This window comes from Candidatus Thermoplasmatota archaeon, assembly GCA_034660695.1.
Classification (GTDB): domain Archaea; phylum Thermoplasmatota; class E2; order UBA202; family DSCA01; genus JAYEJS01.
This window is the reverse complement of sequence record JAYEJS010000108.1, coordinates 1-24,716: the sequence shown is the minus strand read 5'-3', so window position 1 is coordinate 24,716 and position 24,716 is coordinate 1. Positions and strand designations below refer to the sequence as shown.

Sequence of the window (24,716 nt, the reverse complement as noted above, 5' to 3'; positions counted from 1 at the left end):
TAAATTTAACTAATTTACATGTATTGCAGCAATTAATTTGATGTATTTACTACAATGGAGAATCGTGCTTCCAGGAGTAAAAAGGCGAAAATAAGCGCAAAAATGGACCAACTTTTAAAGTTGAGTCAGACACAAAGTTTCTCGATTGATGAGAAGAACATTGTGTTTTTCTAAGAGGAGACAAGAGCTCCTGTGTTATCTTTCAATTACTCAGGTAGGATACAACTTTGCAAAGTGTCACAAATCTTTGAAAGAGAATGGCAGGAGAAAAACTCCTGCCATGGTTGCAGGGTTGATAGATCATAGGATGGGCTGGAAAGAGATATTATGGCTAAAAATAAACAAAATATGAATCAACAAACGATTAGGGGACTACCGACTGTTGAGGATAGTAAATTTATTTCAGATTATAAGGGCATTTGTATGTATTCCACTACCAATGTCAACGTGATTGATAATGTAATTGACAACAACAACTATGCCATCACAATGGAGCTATCCGCCAATAATACCATTACAGGTTGTACTATATCAAACAGTGGTTTGGGCGTTCAATTATTACGCTCCAGCAATAGTAACTCCATATATTACAACAATTTCATCAATAATAAAATGAATGCTTGGGATTGGGGGATTAATCAATGGGATTATGAGAATAAAGGAAACTACTGGAGCAATTATAGCGGCATTGACGAAAACAGTGATGGCGTTGGAGACATCCCTTACACTATTGGAGAATTCAGCAAAGATAACTATCCATTAATGGAACAAATAGAGACCGAGAAGAAAAATAAAACCCCAGGATTTGAGTTTATAGTTCTAATCATTATAATATCTGCCATTTTTTTCCATAAAAAGAAGAAAATTAGGTTCTTAGCAAATCCATTTGCCTTTTGTAGTTATTTATTTCTTACCATACCAACAAAAATGGGGCAGTTTCTCTGCAGAATGATTTGAGATGTACAGCATAGCATCACAGCAGGAGCATATTATGGAAATGCAGGAAGTGTAGCCACAGATGAAATAGATGTGTACACCATTAACTTGGCTCATTCTTATGTTTTGTGCTCGTAAAAGTAATCCATTTTCGTTCAACAGCATAGCAAAATTTAATACACTTCTTTGCATTGAAAAGTATGAAACTGCTGAGAGATAAATCCCTTTCCACACAGCTTCTCATTCTGCTGGAAGTGGCAAGAGGTCATTACTCCCGCCTATTACCGATTGCAGAAAAGATAGGAATTACAAAGCAGGCGGTGTCGGATTACCTCAAAAAAATGAAGGAAGAAGGGCTCGTACAAATCATTAGTGGGGAATACAAGGCAACGATGGAGGGAACACAGTTCCTTCATTCCCAACTCCTCGAACTTAAAAAATTTCTGGAAACGGGCATACAAAAGCTGGATATAATAGAAAGCGGTGTGGCTATTGCGGGAAACAATATCAGAAAAGGGGAAAAAATCGGGCTTTTCATGGAGAATGGTGATCTGGTTGCCTATAGTGGACGAAACTCACCTTCCACCGGCATAGCAATGAACGATGCCAAGAAAGAGGAGGACGTTTCCATAAAAAATATGGATGGCATAGTTGAACACAAGATGGGAAAAATTTACCTTATCGAATTGCCCTCGTCCGATGAAGGGGGAACGCGGGCATTCATAATCGAAGGGCTGAAAAAGGCCATTGAAAAAATAAAGCCCGATAAGATAGGGGCAGCCGATGTGATAGCAAAAGCGGCCCTAAAAAAAATTGGCAAGAAATGTGATTTCGAATTCGCTTCCAGCAGTGCAACCGTGGACGCCGCCCAGAGGGGGCTGGATGTTACCTTTCTCGGATGCGGTGAGGAGATGAAGAAAATTCTTTCGGAAATAGAAGAATTCAACAGTTCATCAGTGGAACAACTCTACTATGAAATTATATCCTTCCGCCCCAAAAACCATAAAAATATTAAAAAGGAAAGTAGATTCAGGAAAGATGATACTGCATGATTTGCTGGAAAGAGGCGCTATGAGGTACGGTGATAAGCCTGCGGTTATTTTTAAGGGAAAAAAGTTAACGTACAATCAGTTGAAGGAAGAGGCAGAGAAAATTGCATTATCCCTTCTTTCTTTGGGAATGAAAAAAGGTGATCACATCGCCGTGTGGATGCCCAACAATGATAGTTACCTTCCAGTATATTTCGGGATAACGGCCATAGGTGCTGTCATGGTTCCGATGAATACGCGATACCGCACAAACGAAGCATCGTATATACTGAAAAATTCTGATGCAAGGACAATATTCATGGTTCCCAAGTTCTTGAAAGTGGATTATCTTGACATGCTTAACAGGATAATTCCCGAACTGGAAAAGCTCGAATATGCGATTATTGTGGACGGAAAGGACGACATTGACATGAATGTAAAAAGCATTCCATTCAGCAAATTTATTTCTTATGGAAAGGGTAACGATATCTCCGATTTTGTAAACGGAGTTGAGGAAAACGATATTTCCCAGATTCTTTATACGTCCGGTACAACAGGCAAGCCAAAAGGAGTGATGCTCACCCATAAAAATGTCTGCACGAATGCAGTTGTTACTGGGGAAATTATGGAAGTCACGCCAGATGACAGATACTTTATTCCTCTCCCTATATTCCATTCCTTCGGTCTGGTTCTGGGGTGCCTGACGCCCCTCGCTTTCGGAAGCAGTATAGTTCTCCAGGATATTTTTGATGCAGGAGAAGCATTGCACTTGATGCAGAAATATGAGTGCACGATGAATTTTGGCGTGCCCACGATGTTCGCGATGGAACTTGAGGAGTTTAGAAAGGGCGGTTACTCCCTAAAATTAAGGAGCGGCATGATGGGGGGCGCCCCGTGCCCGGTGGAGGTGGTCAAGGGAGTGAGGGCAGAAATGGGATGCGATGTATGCATTGGATATGGCATAACGGAAACGTCACCGCTGATTTCCCTTACCAGATATGATGATGATAATGCAAGAAGGACGGAAAGTGTGGGGAAGCCGTTGCCAGGAGTTGATGTGAAGGTAGTTGATGAAGCGAGGAAAGAATTGCCGCATGGAAGTATCGGGGAAATCGCTGTGAGGGGAAATGTGATGAAGGGCTATTATAAAATGCCTGAGGAAACAAAAAAAGCTGTTGATGGGGAAGGATGGTATTACAGCGGCGATCTGGGGAAGATCGATGAACATGGGTACGTCTACATTACTGGAAGGAAAAAGGACATGATAGTTGTCGGAGGGTTCAATGTTTATCCGCGGGAGGTAGAAGAACTGCTTTTTGTCCATCCAAAAGTAAAAAACGTTGCCGCAGTCGGTGTTCCCGATAATAAATTGGGAGAGGCGGTAAAGGTTTTTGTCATCCCGGATGGTGAAGTCAAGGAAGAAGAAATAAAAGAGTTTTGCAAACAAAGCATCGCAAACTTTAAAGTTCCGAAATATGTGGAATTCATCGATGAATTTCCGATAACGGCAAGCGGTAAAATCCAGAAGTATAAGTTGAGGGAAAAACATGGTTCATCCAAGCAATGACATAAGGGGAATGAAATCAAAAAAACTGGAAGGAAAAATAATCATTCTGGCGGTAACGGGAAGCATAGCAGCAGTTGAGACGATAAAACTGGCGAGGGAATTGATAAGAAATGGGGCCAAGGTTGTTCCTGTCATGAGCGAAAGTGCCTGCAAGATAATTCATCCCCATGCCTTAGAATTCGCAACCGGGGAAAAGCCCATTACTGAATTGAGCGGAAAGGTGGAACACATTCTCTATTGCGGAGAGAGAGAAAAAAGGGCGGATTTACTGCTCATCGCTCCTTGCACTGCCAACACCATATCAAAAATTGCCCTTGGAATAGACGATACTTCAGTAACGACATTTGCGACAACTGCCGTCGGCTCAAAAATGCCCATCGTTGTCGTGCCTGTGATGCATTCTTCCATGTATGATAATCCGTTTGTTGTGGACAATATTGGTAAATGTATGGAGGAAGGAATAACAATTGTTGAGCCCAGAATGGAGGAAGGAAAGGCGAAGATTGCGGAAAATGATGAGATTGTTGAAACTGTTATACAAATACTGGGGAAAAATGACTTCAGGGGAAAAAATATTCTTGTAATAGGAGGAGCCACTTCAGAATTTATAGATGATGTCCGCGTTATAACAAATCTTTCTTCTGGCAAGATGGTTCTTGCCTTGGCAAAAATTGCCTATGAAAGGGGCGGGAATGTGGAAATATGGTACAGCCGTCTTTCCCCACCGGCATATGTAAAATCTGAAGAATTTGTCAACCATGAGGACATTGTCCGCCTTATCAAAAAAGGAAAGAAATTTGATTACGTGATAAACTGTGCTGCTATTTCTGATTTTACGGCTGAAAAGAAAAAAGGAAAGATTAGATCCGGGAAGGAAATAGATTTGCATTTTTTTCCCGTTCAGCGTATCAACCCTTTGTTGAGGAAAATCGGAAAGACGCTGGTGGGCTTTAAACTTGAAGCAGATGAAAAAAATATTGTAGACAGTGCATTTGAAAGAATGAATAATGACGGCATGGATTACATCGTTACCAACACTGCCTCTGCCATTGGCAGCGATTACATGAAAGCATGGATTATCGATAAAGAAAAAAATATCGTTGAAATCAAAGGAAAAAAAGAGGTTATAGCAGAAAAAATTTTTGATTGCATACTATGATGGCAAGAGCGTTTTCCCCGGGGCACATCACCGGATTTTTTGAAATCTGTTTATCTGACGATGAAGAAAAAAGCGGTTCGAGGGGGGCAGGCCTCTGCATTTCCCTCGGGGCAATGTCCACCGTGGAAATAGGCGGCAATGCAACTGAGGTGATTGTCAACGGAAAAAAAGGTGGAAAAGTCACGGAAACGGCATTAAACATGCTGACAAAAAAAGGGGTGAAGGCAAATGTAAATTTGGAGTTGCCCCAATCTCAGGGATTTGGAATGAGCGGGGCGGGCACGCTCGCTACAGCACTTGCCCTTTCCTCCATCGTGTCCATATCCAGGGAAGAGGCAGTAAAAGCCGCACATACTGCAGAAGTCAAATGTTCAACCGGCTTGGGAGACGTTGTTTCTTCTGCCTTGGGCGGCATAGAGATAAGGGAAGAGCCCGGATTCAATGGAAAAATCAGCAGAATAGAAGGTGGAGGAGATATTGTAATTTCTGTCACTGGAGGGGCAATTGAAACGAAGAGTATATTGAAAGATGAGGTGTTGGGGAATAAAATATCCGAGATTGGCAGGGAATGTATGCATGAGATACTTGCTCATCCAACCATTGAAAATCTTTTTTTCCTTTCAAAAAAATTTTCGGAAGAAACGGGACTGATAAATGCAAAAACAAAAAAAGCGGTGGACGAAGCATGCAAGTATGGCATGGCCTCGATGTGTATGCTCGGCAATTCAATTTTTGCTGTAGGAAATACAAAAGAAATTGCAAGAGCGCTTTCAAAATATGGAAAAGTGTATACGTGCAGGATAGATAAAAAGGAGGCAAGGATTTTAGGAAATGGATAACAATCACTCCCTATTTTTATGTAAAATTACCACCCTTCTGATATTCTCTATATTCATCAAAAGGGCTATTAAAACAAGAATTGAAAGAGGCTGATTTATTAACGCTCCAATAAATATGATAAATATCCTAACATCACGACCAATTCTAAAATAATGCCCTTTTGGCCCAAGTTCTCTCTCCATCAACCCGTCATACTTGTCCGCGGTATAACTGTTCATAAAACTCCCTATTATCGCCAGAAAGCCAATAATGAAAGGGATAATAAAATCATTGCTTATAGAATAAGCATAATAAGTTAAACCAAAAAGAAGAAAAGCATCGGCATATCGGTCTAAAACGGCATCAAACCATCTGCCGAATTCTGTAGATTTAAATTTCAGTCTTGCTATCTCTCCGTCGCAGCCATCAGTAATAGATGATATTTGGGCTAATGTCGCTCCGATAACTAAGTTAGCATATCCTCCTAAAAAGAAAAAGAATGTGCCCATGCAACATAGGAGGAAGGAAATGAATGAAATAATGTTGGGTGTGACATTGGTTTTCACCAAGTATTTTGTAATCCTGGTCGATACAGCTCTGTTCAAGTACCTTGAGACAGGACCATCAGAAGTTTTTTTAAGGGTGTTTAAAAGCTTGTTTTCCGCTTTTTCAAATGCATGCTCATCATCCACGTCAACCCAATAATCGCCTTCGATATCAAATGTTTTGACTTTCCCTGTTTTGGCCAGTACATTTATCCCACCTGAAAGAGAATCGTCACCGTTATGGATACTCTCTTCAAGAGCATTGAATATTGCTGGTGTACAAAGAAAAATCCCGGTATCATAAGCGTTATACTTCTTGATATTCTTTCCTATATTCAAAACTTTACCATCTCTTACAAGAACTTTCGTAACATCATCAACGTCAATGGCATCATCAGTCTCAATATTACGATCTACGGCCAACACAACTTCGCTATCGACTATTCCTTTATCCCTTATTTTTCTCAATATAGATTTGTCGAAGATATGATCTGACATCAGCAGAACGAAATTTTCATTTAATAAGTCCTTTGCCTTGAGAACGGACAAGCCGTTTCCCTTGTCCCATTCATCATTTATGACATGGTTTATCTTTATATTTCTCTCCTGGCTAAAGCTGTCAAGATATTGCCTTACCTTTTCGCCCTTGTACCCGCTTACTACGTAAAAATCTGTTAGGCCGCTTTCTTTTGCGGTTAGTATAACCCGCTCTATAAGGGACAGCCCGAGAAGTGGGACAAGTGGTTTTGAATCACCTTTATTTGATATCCTGGTCCCCCGTCCAGCGGCAATGATCAGGCATTTTGTAGGTTTAACTTTCTCTTTTTCCAGCAATGAATTCCTCAGTCATCCTATATGCTTCATCATCTGTGTACTGCTTTGGCGGATGTTTCATGAAGTACGCTGAGGGCGAGTACAGAACACCGCCATGCCCCCTGTCGAGGGCCAGCTTGCAGCACCTGATCGCATCTACGACTATTCCAGCGGAATTTGGAGAGTCCTCTACGGATAGCCTAAGTTCCAGGTCCATGGCTATATCGCCAAAGAGTTTTCCTTCCATTCTTAAGAAGCAGATTTTATTATCTTTCTGCCAGGCCACCCAATCACTCGGGCCAATATGAATGTCTTCATCGTGCAACCGTTTTTCGGTTTGCGATTGCACCGCTTCCGTCTTTGACTTCTTCTTAGAAAGCAAGCGGTTTCTGTCAAGCATGTTCAGAAAATCTGTATTTCCACCGGTATTTAGCTGGTACGTTCTCTCAAGCTTCACTCCTCTTTTCTTAAAAAGGTTGGTTAAAACCCGGTGTACTATGGTGGCACCAAGCTGTGATTTTACATCATCTCCAAGAGCGGGCAATCCCTTTTCCTCAAATCGCTGACCCCATTCGGGATCGCTGACAATAAATACGGGCATGTTGTTTATCAATGCCGTTCCTGATTCTAACGCACATTCTGCATAAAATTTAGCAGCCCTTTCAGATCCTACAGGAAGGTAATTTAACAGTATTTCGACACCAGATTCTTTGAGTTCTTTCACCACGTCTTCTTTACTTGGCTCTTTTTGGTCGGATAAAAGAAAGGTGTATTTGTCGTCGTAATTTTTCATATGCTCGGCAAAGCCATCCAAAACCCTGCCCATTCGGACGATGGCTCCCATTTTCGGGATGTCTCTGCAGAAAATTTTGGTACAGTTCGGGGGTTGAAAAATAGCTTCTGATATGTCCTTTCCTACTTTCCTCTTGTCTATATCAAATGCTGTTACTATTTCAATATCATATGGCTTGTAACCACCAATATCCCAGTGCATCAGCCCGATTGCATCCTCTTTATTCTTATGTCTATAATACTCAATACCCTGAATCAATGAACTGGCGCAGTTGCCGACTCCTACAATTGCAATTTTAATTTTACCCATAATTACTCGCCTTTATAATTTTGGTTTCAATGGAATGCAAAAATATAATACAAAAGCTTTTATAACACTTTCTATGTAGCTAAAATTGCAACTAAGGGTACATGCTAATTTGCCGATTTTGACTTGTGTTGTTACCTGCTGTTATCCCAAAATTTCAATTGCCATTTGCTTTCATAATATCGTTTTTACCAAAGTAAAACACGGCCATAATGTCCTTCCCTACTTCTGTAACTTTACGGGCGCCTGATGACAAAAAATATTTTTTTAATTCCTCCGGTGAATAGTTCCAGTTCACCCTATCACGGTATGGGTTGATACCATCATTGTCGCCCAGGATAGAATCGTAATATTTCCTAAGGGGGTCTGGTAATGGGAAACAAAATGCTTTATGAGGTTCTACGACAATAAGTTTTTTTGTTAATTTCAAAGCATTTTTAATAAGGATATGTTCTTTCGGCACCACGTGGTGTAAGATGTCCACAATTACACATACATCGTTCTCTGGATAATTTGAAAAATCAAAAATGTCATGTAACTCCGCTGTCTGTCCTTTTCTTTTTAAGTATTGTATGAACGTCCGGTTCAAATCCCAGCCTATGTAATTGCAACTTTTATCCAAGTAATCTGTCAAAATCCCAGTTCCACATCCCAGTTCAAATATTATCTTGTTGTACCCAATTTCTCCGGATATAAGTTTATACCTCTCCCCAAGATTTCTCCTATGCAATGCCAACAAATAAAGATTGTATATCATTGGATGCATATATGGAATTGATTTCATTTTTTCTCAATCCCCTTGTAAACTTCGATGATTTTTTTTCCTATGTTGTTCCATGAGTAATCCCTTTCTACCTTCTTTCTGCCTTTTTTTGCCATATTTCTTCTCAAATTTTTATCATCCAAAAGTTCAATAATGCCTTTTGCCAACTTCCCGGGACTGTTTGGCTCTACAAGAATCCCGTATTTTCCATCCTCAAGCACTTCTGCAATTCCGCCAACTTTAGTGGAAATTACAGGAACGCCTGATGCCATCGCTTCCAGCAGCACTATTCCAAACGATTCCGCTGTAATGGAAGGGAGAACAAAAACATCCGCAGAATTATAGAAGTAAGGTAAGAGAGGATCTTCCACAAATCCCAAAAATAGTACATTTTTATCCAGCCCGGCAATACGGACAAGTGTTTTCAAAAGCGGCAACATTTTTCCAGTTCCAGAAATAACGAGAAGAGCATGTGGATAATTTTTTATTACTTCTCTCATAGAAAGGATTAAAACATCCACTCCCTTTTTTGGAACGAGCCTGCCAACATAGAGAATTATTGGATCACCATTTAACCCTGTTTTTTTTCTTGCGATATCTTTATCCATAAGGTTAAATTTTTTTATGGAAACCCCGTTTGGAATTACTACAATATCTTTCTGGGTGAAATAGGACATAAACTTTTTTGCTGCTTCACTCACGGCAATAATTTTGTCTGCCTTGGAGATTGTTAGCCTATATCTCGGATACCCATAACTTATGAAATTCCAAAAAAATTCATAGTCTGGGAAAAACGAAACCGTATGTGTAGTAAGCACTGAAGGTATATTCTGTTTAGAGGCAAGGGAAAGGCCGGCCAATGGTAATCGGGAAAAAGCGTGATGAACATGCATTATATCGAAATCAGAATTTAAAAAGCCTTTCAATTTTTTTGTTACAGCTAAAGAAATATTTGTTCCAAATAATGGATCCGTTATTCCATTTACCTCTAAAACCTCTGCACAAACGTTGTAAAACGGTTTTTCGACTTTGTTGGTGATAACTATAACATCCATCCCCTTTTTAGAGAAAGAGTTGACTAATTCTGATACATGATATGCAACACCCCCTGCATCTCTATTGAACCATTCCACCACAAATGCAACTTTCATATGTCCCACTTTATTTTTTGTAAGAAAACATGCTTTATGTTTTTTTCGATATCTGCAGTAACCCGGTTTATTTAATAATTTTTATAGTCGGCATATGCTCATGCCCTCAGGCGTCAACTTCTGGTCTTTACTGCAATCCCTCTCTCAAATGACAACATTTCCTCACGATTCATTCTGCACTGCCCCGCTGCAACCAACTCATCTTCCTCGCTTACAATCAACGCTTCATCGTATGGACGCAATTCCTCATCACATTCCAGAACGAATTTTGCGAAGACATTTTTTCCTTCTCCAATAAACGGAACGGCGTTATCTGCCACGACGATGCGGAGTTTTTGATGCTTGAAGCAATCGTGCAGGAGCTCCGCACCAGCGATTTTTAGTGTAAACAATCCGTCCGTTGCCCTCATTGAAACGACGTGCTTTTCATCGCAATACACGTTCCTTATTTTCCCCGTTTTCTTGGATTTTACTACCCTCACGTTTCCATCAAATAATGCTTTCCCAGCGCCTTTTCCGAACTGCATATCAGCAACAGCCATGAGCTTATGAAGATCAAAATTCACCCTTCCCTTTTTCACCTCGCTTATACCTATGACGTTGGGGACTTTTTCCATAAACTTTTTATTGAATGCTCTGACGATTCTTTTGCTTTCTACATCAATTGTATCGGAAAAAATTGATTGCGCTACAGGATACATCTCTTCCAGCTCAGCAGGGACTAATCCCATTTTTGAATCCACAACAAAATTGGCAGCCATACTCCTTATATTCCTGTAATACCGTAAGTACGGCTTGCCTTTTTCTTCAAGAATTACGGAATCGGGATAAAAAAAGGAAAATCTCTCGAGCAGACGCTTTTGAAACCTGTAAATTACGGGACGGTGCATTGCATACCTCCCCGTATAAAAGAACGCTCTTTTTTTCGATATTGGCTCCCACTTTTCAAGCCATCTTTTTTCTCCCTTTATCACTTGCATTACATCTAGAAGGGAGGGATGAGATATGGCCATTTTTTCCACCAAATCCAACAGCCATCCCCCTCTAATGGCTTCCCTGATCCGCTTCATCTCCACAAAAGTCTGGTACAAATTGTGATATGCCAGTTTCTTTGTCCTCTCTTTCTCTTCCATCTCTCTCAATTCTTTCACGCTGTACTTCCTGCACACCTCGCACGAGCATGGTGATTCTTCTATCCCATCCAGTTTCATTGTCCCATCTGGAAAAAGCATCCTCCTGTCATTGGCATATTTTATATATGCAGCGGAATCAAACAAATTGCATCCAAGAGCAACGGCAATTGGAAAAACCACGGGATGGCCAGCCCCAAACAGGTGGACGGGGCGGGAGGGGGGCAATCCTTTCTTCGATGCTATTATTACTTCCGCAAGTTTCCTGTACTTTTGCTGTTCCATTAAAGGAACGACTCCGCCAATCGGGTGTATATCTGCATCTATTTTTTTCATTTCGCTGGCACATTTATATCTCAAATCTTTGTATATACCGCCCTGGACGGTGCATGCAAGCATCATTTTACCTTTCAATGGAACACTTGCCCTCGCCCTTTTTACGGTTTCTTTTACTTCATCTATGGCTTTATGCTTTGTGGCATTTAAAGAAAATAAATCAAGTATGGTTCCAATGTCACTCCCTATGTCTCTCTGAAATTCTACTATTTTTAGGGGGCTGATCTGGGCACCGTACATATACATCTGGAATGAACCTGAATCGGTCATTATTGGGCCAGAAAAATCGACCAGTTTGTGCACTCCTTTTTTTAATGCGGTTGTGCGAAATTTTTCGTTTTTATAGATTATGTATGCATTTGTTATAATTGCCTGGGCACCCATTTTTCTCATTTCGTTTGGAGTTACGGGCGTATATCCAGGATTTATAACGGGCAACACAGTAGGCGTTGTTATTTTGCCGTGAGCTGTTTCAAGATGGCAGATTCGGCCTGCTGCATCTCTTTCTTTTATCTCGAACACATGCGGTAAATTGAGAATAGTATTTAATTTTGGTCTATAAATCCGCTATTTTTGCATCCATTTTTGCAGGGTACAGTAATGCAACGCTTTTCTTTCCAGTCAGATATCCACAGCATTCTCCCGGGTTAAGCACGAGGGCTTTATTCCTTCTCAAGTCCTTTTCGTGAGTATGGCCGTAGATGACAATATCATATTTTAATGCGAAGGAATCGACGATTTCGGGCTTATGTGTTATTGCAATGTTTTTGCCACCTATTTTACTGATGTAAGGGTCATCGTGTATTTCGCCTATTTTTGAAAACGAAAAAAACTCTCTCAAATGAACTTTATCGCCATCGTTGTTACCAAATATTCCAATAAACGGGCTTTTCAGATTCTTGAATGCAAGGGCGGTGAACGGTGAAATAATGTCCCCTGCGTGAAGAACGATGTCCACATCATTTTCATTGAAAAACATGACAGCTTTTTCTATCGCCGGCATGTTATCATGTGTGTCAGATATAATCCCGATAACTTCTGCATTTTTCTTTTGCATGGCTAATGAAATGCTAAAAATCAAGATATATTTTGTTATGGCTGTCCAAATTGCAGGAATTCTGGTCATAGAAGAAGAAAGTTATTGGGAGAAAAAAAGAGTTATTTGGAAAGGTGAGATTCCTCGAATTCGTTAAGCAAGTTTTCCAGTTTTTTTGCAGCATCCTTGCCCATTTTATATCTTACTCTAAGTATGGGCTTGTCTACGTGAAGGACTCTTTTAAGATCTATGGGAGTGGCCGAAATAACCACATCGCAATCTGCCCTGTTTATTGTTTTTTCCAATTCTTCAATCTGCTTTTCTCCGTAGCCCAGAGCGGGCAAAACATTCGTCAGATGCGAGTATTTTTCGAAGGCCGTCTTTATGGAACCTTCTGCACAAGGCCTTGGGTCAATTATTTCAGCCCCGATATTTCTCGCAGCTACGATTCCTGCCCCAAATTTCATTCCGCCGTGAGTCAATGTTGGACCATCTTCAATTACAAGCACTTTATTACCCTCGAGATTTCCATGTTCCATGACTACTGGAGATTCTGCCCTTATAATCTTCGCTTTGGGATTTATTTTTCTGATATTTGCTTCCACTTTCTCAATGTTTTCTATGTCAGCAGTATCCACTTTATTCACAATTACAATATCTGCCATGCGAACATTAACCTCCCCGGGATAATACGACAGCTCATGTCCCGCCCTATGCGGGTCAACTACGGTAATGTACAAATCCGCTTTATAAAATGAATAATCATTGTTTCCACCATCCCATATGATAACATCTGCTTCTTTCTCTGCCTCCCTCAAAATTTTTTCATAATCAACACCGGCATAAACAACTCCGCCCATATCTACGTACGGTTCATATTCCTCTCTCTCCTCTATTGTACATCCATGTTTATCAAGATCCTCGTACGAGGCGAATCTCTGGCATATCTGCCTTGCCAGATCACCATAAGGCATTGGATGACGGATTGATGCAATATTATAACGCTTGCTGAGTATTTCAAAAATTTTTCTGGAAACCTGTGACTTTCCGCATCCCGTCCTAGATGCACAGATGGCAATGACCGTTTTCTTAGATTTTAACATGGAATGCTTTGGCCCCATAAGCCGAAAATCGGCACCTGCCGCATTTACGACTGCCGAGCGACCCATAACATAAGAATATGGAACATCACTGTAAGAAAAAACAACTTCATCTATATCATTCTCTTTAATTATCCTGGTTAGTTCTTCTTCAGGGCGTATTGGTATTCCATCGGGGTAAAGATTCCCCGCAAGTTCAGATGGATACTTCCTACCTGCTATATCAGGAATCTGCGTTGCGGTAAATGCAACAACTTCATAGTTTTCGTTATCTCTATAAAAAACATTAAAATTATGAAAGTCTCTTCCAGCTGCCCCCATTATTATTACTTTGCATCTTGACATCTTAACGCCAAGTGGTAATGCCGCCTCCATTTTTATGTTTTTTCAATGCAATAAGCTCATCTAGTACGCCATCGAATCTCTGGTAGGGAATTACGGCAAGTATTCTTTCATATTGACTGGCAAGGTCAAAAAGACGGGATGCCATATTTCTCTCTCTCGCTTTTTCTATCGCCTTGAAAGGTTTTGTGGAATTGAAATTTCGTTCCCATTCCTCAACGAATTCCTCGGCAGTGCCTGCGGTAAACTTTTTTTTCCTTAATTCCTTATTTTTTTTCGAATTCCATATAAAACTGATGAGAGAAACGTTTTTTGCGAAAATATCTGCATAATGTTCGTCGTCAATATCCAGTGCCTCCAGTGGTATATCTTCCTTAACAGATAATTTGTGTGAAACTACTAAATCTGATGGAGGAATACTCACTTTTCCATAGCGTGATAAACACTCAAAAAAACGCGCCTGTTCTGGTGACATATCAAATTCTATGTTATCTCTGACGAATTTTTTTATGGTGACAATATCCTCCTCTGGTACACCCAAAGCAAAACAGTCGGGCTGAATCATCTCAAATGCATTTTTTACTCTATCGCCTTCCCTTTCCAGCCCGTGGATTATCCCTACCAGATAAATACGGCAATTTTTTATAGTAACCGTCTTTCCTTTCTTCACGAGAGTGAATATAGCCGATATTTATTTACTTTCCCGACAAATCATGAAAAGAATTCCCTAAAATAATATCTCCTCATGGCAAAGTTTATGGATGGCAATACAAAAGATGTGGGTGACAGTTTTGATAATTTAATATTTCCATATGTTCTTTTCAGTAGCTGAGTCATTGTATAGTAACCCTTTATGACCCTTCTTGTTCCTTCCATCAGTTCCTCCGGCGTCATATTTTTTGGGTAATAAACTACATTTGATTGAGTATATTTTGACCAGTCCTTGGAGAATATTCTTTCCTCACTGTCCAGCCTGTTGTACAATGGTGTGCCGGGATAGGGGGTCAGAATATTGAATTCTCCTGCATCTATATCCCATTCAAGCATTGCCTCAAGCGTTTTATCAAATATATCCGGGGTATCGCCGTCAAATCCAAAAATGATGCCTGCAACAATTGATATCCCGTGTTTCCTTATGACATTTATTGATTTCTCATATTCGCTTGCCTTGTTCGAAACTTTGTGCGCTTCTTTCAAGCTTGCAGGGGATATGGATTCTATACCTACAAACCAGGCAATACATCCTGCCTTTCTCGCAAGTTCAAGAAATTCCTCGTCCCTGCCAAGCAGGTTTATGTTCCCGTTTGCAATCCATTTTTTGTTAACTTTTTGCCGTATCATTTCCTTGAAGAGAGCTCTGCTATAATTAGGAATCGTGGTGAGGGATGCATCCCTGAATATTATCAGCTTGTTCGGAATCTTCTTCATTTCTTCTATTACTGCCTTCAATGGCCTCTTTCTCACCTTCCTGCCCAGGAATGCAGACGTGGAGCAGAACTCGCAGGCATTTGGGCAGCCGCGGGACATCTGAATACATCCGGTCAACGGCTGATGTTTTATCAAATCCATTCTGGGTTCGGGGATTTTTTCGGCATCAATCCGTTGGATGCTGTAAAAGGGTTTGAGCTTGCCTTTTTTCATATCCTCAAGCAGCTGGGGCCAGCTCAGCTCCGCCTCCCCCATAACTACGCTATCCGCATGCTGTTTTGCCTCCTCGGGCATAGCTGTCGGATGGTAACCGCCAAGGACAACTTTTACACCATTCTCCCTGAATTTATCCGCCATTTTGTATGCATATGGGGTAGTCATGGTAAGCACGCTTATTCCAACAAGGTCGTATCCGCCATCGAAATCAACTTTCTCAAAATTTTCGTCTATTATCCTGACATCATGCTTTGGAGGGGTAACAGCAGCCACCTGTGGAAGTGTCAAAGAGGGATTCCCAAAAAGTTTCGAAAACGGGGTTTTACTATCCTCATAGGTTGTAACTCCGTGCTCGAGTTTGGGATAGACAAGCAGTATTTTCATGCGTTCTAAAGAATAAAGGGGATATATAATGCTTTTGTTACAATAATTTGCTGGCTGATAGACAGCAAACATTTTAAAAGACTACTCGTTTTACCATAAAATAGGCAAACGGTGGAAAAATGAATGATAAAAGAGTATCGCAAGGGCTTTTTATCATATCTGTTCTGGTAGTGGCTGCTTTATCCATCACGTTCGCAACAGCTGACGGACCTGGAACTGGCAGCACGATATATGTTTATGCCGACGGGTCAGGCGATTACACAACCATTCAATCAGCTATCGATAACGCAAGCGATGGCGACACCATATTTGTTTTCAACGGAATATATTATGAAAATGTTATTGTAAACAAACCGATAAACCTTATCGGGGAAAATAGAGATGCAACAGTTATTGACAGCAATGGAACAGGAGATGTTGTCAATGTTACTGCCGATCAGGTGAATATAAGTAAGTTTACAATAAGAAACGGAAGTAATGGAATTGTTGTATCCTCGGGCAACAACACAATTTCCAACTGCAACATTTCAAACAACAGCAATAGCGGCATAATGTTAAATCATTCAAACAATAACACCATTGTTGATAATGATATCAGTTCAAATGGAGTGGGTATAAGGGTTTCTACTTCTTCAAGTAACAACATTGGTAACTGTAGTATCTTTGATAACATGGATGATGGAATCAGTCTGACAAATTCAGCGAATAATACACTTATTAATAATCTTGTATGGAGAAACGCAGACGGAATAATGATTTTTTCTTCCAGTGACAATAATGATATTATAAATAACAACATTTCAAACAATGGATTTGGATTATATCTTTATTATGCAGATGAAAATGAAATTTTTAGAAATAATATCAGTTCAAATGCAGATGACGGCATTAGCATTACTTACTCAAGTTTTAATATCATCTCGGAAAATAATATCAGTTCAAATAATGCCAGCTACAACAATAACAAAGGTGTAGATATTAGCTCTTCAAGTAATAATAACATTTTTTTCCATAACAACTTAATTGAAAATAATATAAATGCTATGGATGAAGGTGTCAACACCTGGGACAACGGCTATCCCTCGGGGGGCAATTACTGGGACGACTTCGATGAGCCAAGTGAAGGGGCATATGATAATAACAGCGACGGAATAATAGACACCCCCTACAGCATTCCTGGCGGAAGCAATTCAGACAGATATCCGTTCATAACTCCGGTGGACCGCATTCCACCCTTTACAACCTGCACTGCAAATGGGACTGCTGGCAATAACGGCTGGTATGTGAGCAATGTAACCGTAAATCTTACGGCAATTGATAACGGCTCCAGAATCAATTATACTCTTTACTGCATAGGAGGCGGTTCATGGATTCAGTATAATAACTCTTTTGTAATATCTGCAGATGGTTCACACACCGTAGACTATTATTCGGTTGATACTGTCGGAAATAAAGAGAGTATGAAGTCGGCTGTTGTAAATATTGACAAAACATCGCCCTATATCGACTGCTATCTGCAGCCTGAAACGCCTGATGGTAATAACGGCTGGTACACTGGAAATGTTGAGGTTACACTTTCAGCAGATGATAATGCATCTGGTGTGGAAAGCATATGCTATAAGATAAACCAGGATATATGGAGGGATTATTCAGGGTATTTCCTTATACCCACTGAAGGAAATCATACATTCACTTTTTCTGCAAGGGATTATGCTGGCCACGAAACGACAAAATCCACGAATATAAAAATAGACAAAACGGCTCCATCTGTTATAATTCTGGCTCCAACCGAGGAATACGTGAAAGGAATTGTTGATATTAAATGGAATGCATCAGATAATGTGGACCCTGATTTGAACGGCAGCATTTCTATATACTTTGTTCGAGAGAATGAGAGTGTAGAGATTGCCTCCGGACTAAACAATACGGGCGAATATGAGTGGAATACGTTTTCTTTCGAAGATGGCCACTATACACTAAAGATTTCTGCTGTTGATGAAGCCGGCAATATCGGAAATGGCACATCTCAATCATTTATACTGGATAATATGCCCCCCACAATAGTCATAGACCAGCCCAGAGGGGGAGAAGTACTCGGGGGCGGGAAAAACCTTGATATCTTCTGGAACGCATCTGATGACATTGACAAGAATCTTGATGGAACAATATGGATATCATACAGCCATGACGGGGGATACACATGGAACAACATTGTGGAAAGATACGCAAATAATGGATATACCCCTTACGGAATTGGGGACTGGGAGGAAGGCACTTATGTCTTAAGAATAAATGCGACGGACGATGCCGGCAATACCGGATGGGCGATGTCGGGTAATTTTACGATAGACACAACACCTCCGAGCGTTACGATCAACAGGCCGAAAAGCGGTTACCTTTACCTGAATATAGCGGGAAGAGAGATACTTCCCTCTGTACCAATATCACTTATTCCTCTTCCATATAATACAGTAATTATCGGAAAAATAACTATAGGGATATCAGCCAGTGATGGTCTCTCTGAAATAGATCGCGTGGAAATTGATGCGGGCGACACTACAAAAGTTTTATACGATACCCCATACAGATTTGAGTGGAATACTCCCATGGGAAAATGCGATTTGACCGTAACTGCATATGACATGGCAGGAAATTCTGGAGAAGACGAACTCATGAATATATTCTGTATAAATCTCTAAAGAATCTGATCGAATTCGTAATCACTCCATTTTCTATCTCCAATCAAAATTTCAAATTCTATGGGAGTTAAAATCGGTTTTTTATAACTGATTGAATCGTCCATGGCTATTCTCGGACATGATGTTGAAACATAAAAATCCAGGTCCATATAATCTAGCCTGTATGGGGAAAAATTATTTGAAGAAATGAGATAGGATTTTAACCCCTTTCTTTCCGCCAGTTTTTTTAGGATATTTGCAAGTTTGATTCTTTTCTGCCCGAGTTTTTCTCCAATCAATATCCCGACATTTTTTTTGTCCATTGCTTTTGAAATGAGTGCATACCTCTGATTCATTATCTTTTTTTTCATTTCCTCGATTTCCTTCTTGCTTGCTTTGCCTCGTGACGGGTCGGCAGTAATTACCGGTTTTTTTGTTGCTATTGAAAGCCCCAGAGGATGAAAATATCCATCACCAGCATACAGAAAAGAGTCGACCTGCCCAGATATTGATGTACCTGCTGTTAAATCACAGCCGAGTATCTGTCCGTCGTATGCTGTTCGCCTGCTTCTTCTGCCCACCAGGGGCATAAAACCTTCTTTTTCCAGAATTTTTATGCATGTGCCTATTTGCCGAATATATGGGGTTATGCTTACAATCCCTATTTTATTGCCATCAAGAAGAGGAACCGCTTTTTTTACCGTATCGGCTACGTCAAATTTTGAATGCACTTCCAGAAAAGACGTCTGTACAGGATATTTTTTCATGAGATGGGGCATTTCAGCCTCGCCGATATAGATTATCTTATCAATATTCATGCCATCTATGTCGTCGCAAAAATCGCATGCTCCGTAACAGGTGTTTGCAGATATTATTGCCTCTGTGCCCGTTGAGGAAAGGAAATCTGAAATTTCTGTGGCAAGATAGTAAAGCCCATCTGGTAGCTTTATAAGCACTCTTCTGCACCCTTCGGCAATACCGCCCAATTTTTTGAAATCAATGCTATTTAATTTTGACTTTATCATTTACTTCAATATCAACAATGGTATTTATACTCATGCCGATGTTCCTTTCCACTTCCTTGATATTGCCCTTGTTTATGGCTATGAAAATTTTTTTTATGTTGACATCCATTTTTTTGAGGGCAGAAACGACTGCAGACAGAGTACCTCCCGTACTTATCACATCATCTACAATGACGATATCCTCTCCTTTGCCTATGCCGTTTATAAAAAGATTTGAAGAGGAATAGCCCGTAACCTGCCGTACCGATACCTCCCCGGGAAGGCCGTAACTTCTTTTTCGTATTATCGTAAAAGGTATGCCTGTCTTTAGAGACAGGGCTGCGGCAATCGGAATTCCCATTGCTTCCATGGTGACAATTTTATCGCATTTTGGCATCCCGTCTTTTATATTATCAACAACTTCTTCAAGCAAGGACGGCTTTATGCAGGGTATCCCATCAGTAATCGGATGAACGACATATTTATAATCCCCCTTTTTTATTATGGGGGCATTTCTCAGAGATTCCTCAATTTTGCTCATGAAACCACCGACTTGAAATCTGTAACAAATTCGCCTATTAATTTCTTTTTCACATGGGGCATGAATACGATCCTTATGAATCTGTTTTTCTCATCCATGCCTACTTTCCACCCTATTTCAGACAATTTTTTTGCAACCCTCCCGGCATGCTCAACCTTTATGCCAACCACATTGGTTTCAGGCTCCACCACCAGCCCAAATCCCGATGCTTTAAGCTTTTTTGCGGCATAAAAAGTTGTATCCATGCATTTTTTCACCACTTTTAGATATCCATCCTTTCCCAGGTATTTCATGACAGCATAGGTGGCAGCCGCAGAAGCCCCGGGCCTCGTCCCCAATAAGGACATCTGCTTTTTTGTATGGGTACAGGTGGGTTCGACTGATATGGCATCAAACCATTTTCGCTCTTTCAGCAAAAGAACGCCCGACGGTATTACGGACATACCCATTTTGTGGGGATCGACTGATATGCTGCTCACTCCGTCCAATTCAAAATCAAATTTTTTTTGGGTGTAACCCATCTCGCGCAGGAATGGAATGGCAAATCCCCCAAATGCGGCATCAACATGAAAATAAACATCCTTTTTCTCACATATTTCGCTCATTTCCTCTATGGGGTCAATGAGTCCAAGGTTAGTTGTTCCGGCAATACCAACGATACATGCAGTATTTCTGTTCATCATACTTTTCAGCTTGCCCGCATCTGCCACATAATCTTTTGAGGGCAGAGTCTTTATCCTTATTCCCATTAGCGATGATGCCTTTTTAAATGAAAAGTGAGCATATTCTGGCACAATAACTTCCCTCTTTTTGCTCATCTTTTTAAAAATCCATAAAGCCGTCAGATTTGATTCGGTACCGCCGGAAGTCATTATTCCTCCAAAGCTTCCGGTGGCGTGAAGCATTTTACCGATCATTTTTATGACTTTGTTTTCTATCTCCAATGTTCCCGGAAACAATCCAGGATCTCCTAAATTTGTCTCGATGAACATGCGATATGCTTTAACAGCTACTGGATTAGGCCTGGTACACATGGAGCCCAGGATGCGCCCTGATGAAAAAGTTAAATCCATTGAACCAATTTTTTTCAATTCATCAAAAATTTTTTCTTTCATCACTCTACCACCTCGAGTTTTATATCTTTCCCCTTAAAATTATATGCCTTCCATGAATTGTCATCATACGGCCTCGCCACAATGATGTGGACTTTTCCATATTTTTCAAAGAGATGCAAATCGGCATCCGATGGTGTTGGATATGGGGAAGGGTGTGAGTGGACAGTACCCACAATAGAATAATCAACGGGAGCCATATGCAGCTGGAATATCGCATGTGAATCACCGGATATTGTGCCGGGCAGAAGAACTACTTCTGATATTATGCCTTTGTCTTCACCGACTGACAGCAAACCTGCAAACTCTTTTGGGTACACAGACCTGGCACTCTCTTTTATAAGGTCTATACAGCTTCTCTCAATTCCCCATATTCTTCCCATTTTCAGGCCTCTTTACTCTGAAGGAGATTTTTTTATAAATCTTATCATAAAAATTGTCTTCCAGGCGGATAAAAGACGACTGCTTATCTGACAGAGATAAAACCATCTCATCTTTTTTTGAGAGTGTTCCTGCACGAATTCCGTCTATTACGACCCTCGCCTTCTTTTCTCCTGTAACTTTAACATTTAATTTTTTATCGGCAGGAATGACAAGAGGCGCAGATATATGCCTGAAAGGAGATATTGGGGCAGCTATAAATGTCTTGAGGGAGGGATCCACTATCGGCCCCCCGACTGAGAGAACATAACTCGTTGAGCCGGTGGGTGTAGCAATTATTATACCATCTCCGTTTATTTCTTCTGTAACTGTTCCGTTTACAAATAGCGATATGGAAAGAATTTTTCCGATGTTGGATACGTGGACAGTTACTTCATTGGTTGCATCTGGCAGCCTTTCTCCGTTCAGCAAAGTTTTAATCCTTATTCTCTCCTCTACAAAACATTTTCCGTCAAGAACTTTTTTCATGCCTTTTACTGCATCATTCGCTTCAACCTCTGCCAGAAATCCAACCGCGCCCGTATTTATTGTAAACACCGGCTTTGTTGTATACTTCATGGTCATGAGAATGGTGCCATCCCCTCCGATAACCACAATCTTATCTGTTTTTTTCCCTATCTCTTTTATTGAATGACCGGGCTGTGATAGATGGGCGGCAACCTTCTTTTCAAGCATGGCATCACCAAGCATGGGATATATTTTATCGGCAATGGAAAACGACTGCTTTGAAGGTTTACAGACCAGGCCCCATATCATATTAGCTCCTCCAAAATTTTTTCACAGGATACCGCAAGAACACTGCTCCTTTTCTCCAGATCAAATCCTGCATCTAGTATATTCCCCTTGGCATCAAAGACCTTTCCTCCTGCCTCCCTGACAATGAGGGTCGAAGCGGCAAAATCAGTAACGCGCAAATGTTCTTTCCCCTCAAAATAGGCATTTATTGAACCGGAAGCAACGAGGCACATCTCGAGGGCGGCGGCACCCAGAGATCTTATGCTGTATATGTTGACAGCTTTCCACGTCTTCTCGTCTCCGGACTTGCCCAGCACGAGAGAAAATATCGGGTCAGTGAGTGCTGTATCAACTTTTATCTTTTTTCCATTTAGAAATGCCCCTTTTCCTTTTTCGGCAACGTATGTGTCACCGGCAGGGATATTTCTCACCAGTGCATATTCAATACTTCTTAGGTTGCTCTTACCTATTGCCATAGATGTGCAGTAGAACGGTATATCATGTACGGCGTTTCTGGTGCCGTCTATGGGGTCTATAACAATCGTGTATTCCATTCCATAGTCGATAAATCCTGCCTCCTCTGAAAGAATATTCATCTTTTTATCTACGACATTCAACGCAATATCTTCCGCAATTTTATCTATGTATTGGGTGTGCGTACCGTCTGCCCCCATGCGGATTTCTTTCCCAAAACATGCAAAATTTTTTTTTCTTTCTTCTTTTACTTTGGCTTCTATTTCATCTGCAATCTCGGTGCATATCCCCTTTAATTTTTCGATTTCTGACATTTTATAGACAAGTAAACTTTTTCGGATATAAAGAGATATTGGAATGTAAAAGATGCTTCAACACTTTTCTGCATACCGTATTTTGTCGTTGTATCTACTGAAGCAATTGCCTCCAATACATACATTCCTTCAATACTGTCCGTCAAGGGAATGCCGCGCTCCGTCGCAGGTGAAAAACAAGACCATTCTAAGATAATCACTTGACTCCTCCAACACGACAGAAATGTAATGGCTGACAAGCTAAAAAAGTGGGCCTCTCATCTGCAGGTCTTACGCTACGCTACAGACCACGCAGTATCCCCGGCCTAATAAATAAAACTTGCAGTTGGAGAAATCCGAAAAATGTTTAATCGGGGTTTATAGGCAGTTTTTTATTTCCATTGCTATTTTAATTTATGGGAAATAAAGTAATTAAGTGCATAAAGGAAAGGAGGAGCATACGAAATTACTTGGATAAAGAATTGCCGAAAGAGATTATTGATGAAATTATTTCAGCGGGAAGATATGCCCCCTCTGCAGAAAATAGGCAGCCGTGGAAATTCATTGTTGTAACAAACCGTAAATTTATAGGACATTTATCCGAAGAAATAAAAAAACAGATAGAAAAAATATTAAAACAAAAGTGGAAATGGAAAAGGAAATTCAGAGAGTTGAATGACAGACAGACTTTACTTTTTTTAAATGCCGTGGCCTCATCTAAAAATGATTTGATATGTTATAATGCTCCTGCTGTCATTTTCATTATAACAGAAGATAAATTGTTTAATGATGAATCGTGCTCATGTGCCGCACAAAACATGATGCTTGCAGCCAGGTCATTGGGCATAGGAAGTTGCTGGATCGGATTTGCAAAATTTTTGGAAGCAAATAAAGAAATTATGGACGAAATCGGAATACCGGACGACTACCACATCACGTCTTTTCTTATCTTCGGATATACAGAAAATGTGCCCAGGCCGTCTCTAAGAAAACCGACTGCAGGTGTCATAAAATGGATTGAGTAAAGAGTGAGATTGAATGGGTTATATTTCTCTCTCGGTAATGGCAACCTCTATCATATCGCCGACTTTCCATCTTCCTTGGCTATACTCCTCTCCAGTGATGCGAAATTTTATCATCGGTTTTTGCATCTCCTGAAACATTTTCTGCTGCTGATTCATCAATTCCCGCATTTGGGGAGGTATGCTTCTCATCAACATTTCCATATCGGAATTTACGGCTGTTGCAATATTTTCAGAAGAAACTCCTGTTGCAAGAATTTCTACCTCGCCATTTTCCAATTTGGTTACTTTTTCTATAACATAATCAAATTTAGCCTTCATTTTACATACACCTCAAAATATTCATGCCCGATTGGCAGAAGGCAATTTTTTCCGGAATAATGTTTTTGAAACATCCTATAGTAAACAAAACAGGGTTTATTAGAATTTGGGTTATACTTTTTAGTCAAAATGGAGTGAGAATCCTCTGGGCTTCAGCCCAGAGATGAATCACTCCACAATACTTTTTACTACGTTCCAGTTGGATACATAGTCCCAAGCCCAACCAGAACATGGTTGTAATTA

Annotated in this window: 25 protein-coding genes; 8 read left to right on the top strand and 17 right to left on the bottom strand. The window is 40.4% G+C overall.

Annotated elements, in window-relative coordinates:
- Nucleotides 1-148: 148 nt before the first annotated feature.
- The 6 genes from U9O96_05440 to U9O96_05415 all read left to right on the top strand — a co-directional run bounded on the left by U9O96_05440 (nucleotide 149) and on the right by U9O96_05415 (nucleotide 5,529).
- Complete coding sequence (locus tag U9O96_05440; protein ID MEA2054543.1) at nucleotides 149-352, top strand: hypothetical protein; 204 nt, start codon at nucleotides 149-151, stop codon at nucleotides 350-352.
- Nucleotides 328-957, top strand: coding sequence for a NosD domain-containing protein (locus U9O96_05435; GenBank protein MEA2054542.1), 630 nt, complete (start codon nucleotides 328-330; stop codon nucleotides 955-957). The genes U9O96_05440 and U9O96_05435 overlap by 25 nt, the downstream gene beginning before the upstream one ends.
- 179 nt (nucleotides 958-1,136) lie before the next feature.
- Nucleotides 1,137-1,988: a winged helix-turn-helix transcriptional regulator gene (locus tag U9O96_05430; protein MEA2054541.1), complete on the top strand. Its 852-nt coding sequence runs from the start codon at nucleotides 1,137-1,139 to the stop codon at nucleotides 1,986-1,988.
- On the top strand, nucleotides 1,975-3,531 hold the full coding sequence (locus U9O96_05425; protein ID MEA2054540.1) for a long-chain-fatty-acid--CoA ligase: 1,557 nt from the start codon (nucleotides 1,975-1,977) through the stop codon (nucleotides 3,529-3,531). The genes U9O96_05430 and U9O96_05425 overlap by 14 nt, the downstream gene beginning before the upstream one ends.
- Nucleotides 3,512-4,690 (top strand): bifunctional phosphopantothenoylcysteine decarboxylase/phosphopantothenate--cysteine ligase CoaBC, encoded by a 1,179-nt coding sequence (gene coaBC / locus U9O96_05420; GenBank protein ID MEA2054539.1) that lies wholly within the window; start codon nucleotides 3,512-3,514, stop codon nucleotides 4,688-4,690. The genes U9O96_05425 and coaBC overlap by 20 nt, the downstream gene beginning before the upstream one ends.
- Nucleotides 4,687-5,529, top strand: coding sequence for a pantoate kinase (locus U9O96_05415; GenBank protein MEA2054538.1), 843 nt, complete (start codon nucleotides 4,687-4,689; stop codon nucleotides 5,527-5,529). The genes coaBC and U9O96_05415 overlap by 4 nt, the downstream gene beginning before the upstream one ends.
- Before the next feature lie 3 nt (nucleotides 5,530-5,532).
- On the opposite strand, the gene U9O96_05410 is transcribed toward U9O96_05415, so the two are convergent.
- The 9 genes from U9O96_05410 to U9O96_05370 form a co-directional block, all read right to left on the bottom strand.
- Entirely contained in the window at nucleotides 5,533-6,888 is a 1,356-nt protein-coding gene (locus U9O96_05410; GenBank protein ID MEA2054537.1) for a CDP-alcohol phosphatidyltransferase family protein, read from the bottom strand.
- A complete protein-coding gene (locus tag U9O96_05405) occupies nucleotides 6,866-7,969 on the bottom strand; it encodes an inositol-3-phosphate synthase (protein ID MEA2054536.1) in 1,104 nt (367 codons plus the stop codon). Before U9O96_05405 ends, U9O96_05410 begins: the two co-directional genes overlap by 23 nt.
- A 154-nt stretch (nucleotides 7,970-8,123) precedes the next feature.
- Nucleotides 8,124-8,750, bottom strand: a complete 627-nt coding sequence (locus U9O96_05400; GenBank protein MEA2054535.1) for a class I SAM-dependent methyltransferase — start codon at nucleotides 8,748-8,750, stop codon at nucleotides 8,124-8,126.
- Entirely contained in the window at nucleotides 8,747-9,880 is a 1,134-nt protein-coding gene (locus U9O96_05395; protein ID MEA2054534.1) for a glycosyltransferase family 4 protein, read from the bottom strand. The genes U9O96_05400 and U9O96_05395 overlap by 4 nt, the downstream gene beginning before the upstream one ends.
- 113 nt (nucleotides 9,881-9,993) lie before the next feature.
- Nucleotides 9,994-11,868 carry a tRNA guanosine(15) transglycosylase TgtA gene (tgtA, locus tag U9O96_05390; protein ID MEA2054533.1) on the bottom strand — a complete coding sequence of 625 codons (1,875 nt, stop codon included), beginning with the start codon at nucleotides 11,866-11,868 and terminating at the stop codon, nucleotides 9,994-9,996.
- A 34-nt stretch (nucleotides 11,869-11,902) separates the two neighbouring features.
- Nucleotides 11,903-12,403 carry a metallophosphoesterase gene (locus U9O96_05385; protein MEA2054532.1) on the bottom strand — a complete coding sequence of 167 codons (501 nt, stop codon included), beginning with the start codon at nucleotides 12,401-12,403 and terminating at the stop codon, nucleotides 11,903-11,905.
- A gap of 101 nt (nucleotides 12,404-12,504) precedes the next feature.
- Complete coding sequence (locus U9O96_05380; protein ID MEA2054531.1) at nucleotides 12,505-13,827, bottom strand: cyclic 2,3-diphosphoglycerate synthase; 1,323 nt, start codon at nucleotides 13,825-13,827, stop codon at nucleotides 12,505-12,507.
- Between the two features lies 1 nt (nucleotide 13,828).
- The gene (locus U9O96_05375; protein MEA2054530.1) at nucleotides 13,829-14,494 is read right to left on the bottom strand and encodes a hypothetical protein; all 666 of its coding nucleotides are present in this window, start codon (nucleotides 14,492-14,494) and stop codon (nucleotides 13,829-13,831) included.
- 41 nt (nucleotides 14,495-14,535) lie between these two features.
- Entirely contained in the window at nucleotides 14,536-15,852 is a 1,317-nt protein-coding gene (locus U9O96_05370; GenBank protein ID MEA2054529.1) for a radical SAM protein, read from the bottom strand.
- A 119-nt stretch (nucleotides 15,853-15,971) separates the two neighbouring features.
- Between U9O96_05370 and U9O96_05365 the strand changes: the two genes are divergently transcribed.
- Nucleotides 15,972-18,551, top strand: a complete 2,580-nt coding sequence (locus U9O96_05365; GenBank protein ID MEA2054528.1) for a NosD domain-containing protein — start codon at nucleotides 15,972-15,974, stop codon at nucleotides 18,549-18,551.
- Here U9O96_05365 and dph2 read toward each other — a convergent pair.
- The 7 genes from dph2 to U9O96_05330 are packed head-to-tail and all read right to left on the bottom strand — an operon-like array spanning nucleotide 18,548 to nucleotide 23,351.
- Nucleotides 18,548-19,555, bottom strand: coding sequence for a diphthamide biosynthesis enzyme Dph2 (dph2, locus tag U9O96_05360; protein MEA2054527.1), 1,008 nt, complete (start codon nucleotides 19,553-19,555; stop codon nucleotides 18,548-18,550). The two genes, U9O96_05365 and dph2, sit on opposite strands and share 4 nt — an antisense overlap.
- Nucleotides 19,533-20,075: a hypoxanthine/guanine phosphoribosyltransferase gene (hpt, locus tag U9O96_05355; GenBank protein MEA2054526.1), complete on the bottom strand. Its 543-nt coding sequence runs from the start codon at nucleotides 20,073-20,075 to the stop codon at nucleotides 19,533-19,535. Before hpt ends, dph2 begins: the two co-directional genes overlap by 23 nt.
- Complete coding sequence (gene mfnA, locus U9O96_05350) at nucleotides 20,072-21,190, bottom strand: tyrosine decarboxylase MfnA (GenBank protein MEA2054525.1); 1,119 nt, start codon at nucleotides 21,188-21,190, stop codon at nucleotides 20,072-20,074. Before mfnA ends, hpt begins: the two co-directional genes overlap by 4 nt.
- Nucleotides 21,190-21,570, bottom strand: a complete 381-nt coding sequence (locus U9O96_05345; GenBank protein MEA2054524.1) for a Mov34/MPN/PAD-1 family protein — start codon at nucleotides 21,568-21,570, stop codon at nucleotides 21,190-21,192. Before U9O96_05345 ends, mfnA begins: the two co-directional genes overlap by 1 nt.
- Nucleotides 21,548-22,384: an NAD(+)/NADH kinase gene (locus U9O96_05340; protein ID MEA2054523.1), complete on the bottom strand. Its 837-nt coding sequence runs from the start codon at nucleotides 22,382-22,384 to the stop codon at nucleotides 21,548-21,550. Before U9O96_05340 ends, U9O96_05345 begins: the two co-directional genes overlap by 23 nt.
- Nucleotides 22,381-23,151 carry an inositol monophosphatase family protein gene (locus U9O96_05335; GenBank protein MEA2054522.1) on the bottom strand — a complete coding sequence of 257 codons (771 nt, stop codon included), beginning with the start codon at nucleotides 23,149-23,151 and terminating at the stop codon, nucleotides 22,381-22,383. The genes U9O96_05340 and U9O96_05335 overlap by 4 nt, the downstream gene beginning before the upstream one ends.
- Nucleotides 23,130-23,351 (bottom strand): hypothetical protein, encoded by a 222-nt coding sequence (locus tag U9O96_05330; GenBank protein MEA2054521.1) that lies wholly within the window; start codon nucleotides 23,349-23,351, stop codon nucleotides 23,130-23,132. The genes U9O96_05335 and U9O96_05330 overlap by 22 nt, the downstream gene beginning before the upstream one ends.
- Before the next feature lie 195 nt (nucleotides 23,352-23,546).
- Between U9O96_05330 and U9O96_05325 the strand changes: the two genes are divergently transcribed.
- Nucleotides 23,547-24,155 (top strand): nitroreductase family protein, encoded by a 609-nt coding sequence (locus tag U9O96_05325; GenBank protein ID MEA2054520.1) that lies wholly within the window; start codon nucleotides 23,547-23,549, stop codon nucleotides 24,153-24,155.
- An 18-nt stretch (nucleotides 24,156-24,173) separates the two neighbouring features.
- Here the strand turns inward: U9O96_05325 and U9O96_05320 are convergent, their stop codons facing one another.
- Nucleotides 24,174-24,473: a hypothetical protein gene (locus U9O96_05320; GenBank protein ID MEA2054519.1), complete on the bottom strand. Its 300-nt coding sequence runs from the start codon at nucleotides 24,471-24,473 to the stop codon at nucleotides 24,174-24,176.
- Nucleotides 24,474-24,716 lie beyond the last annotated feature (243 nt).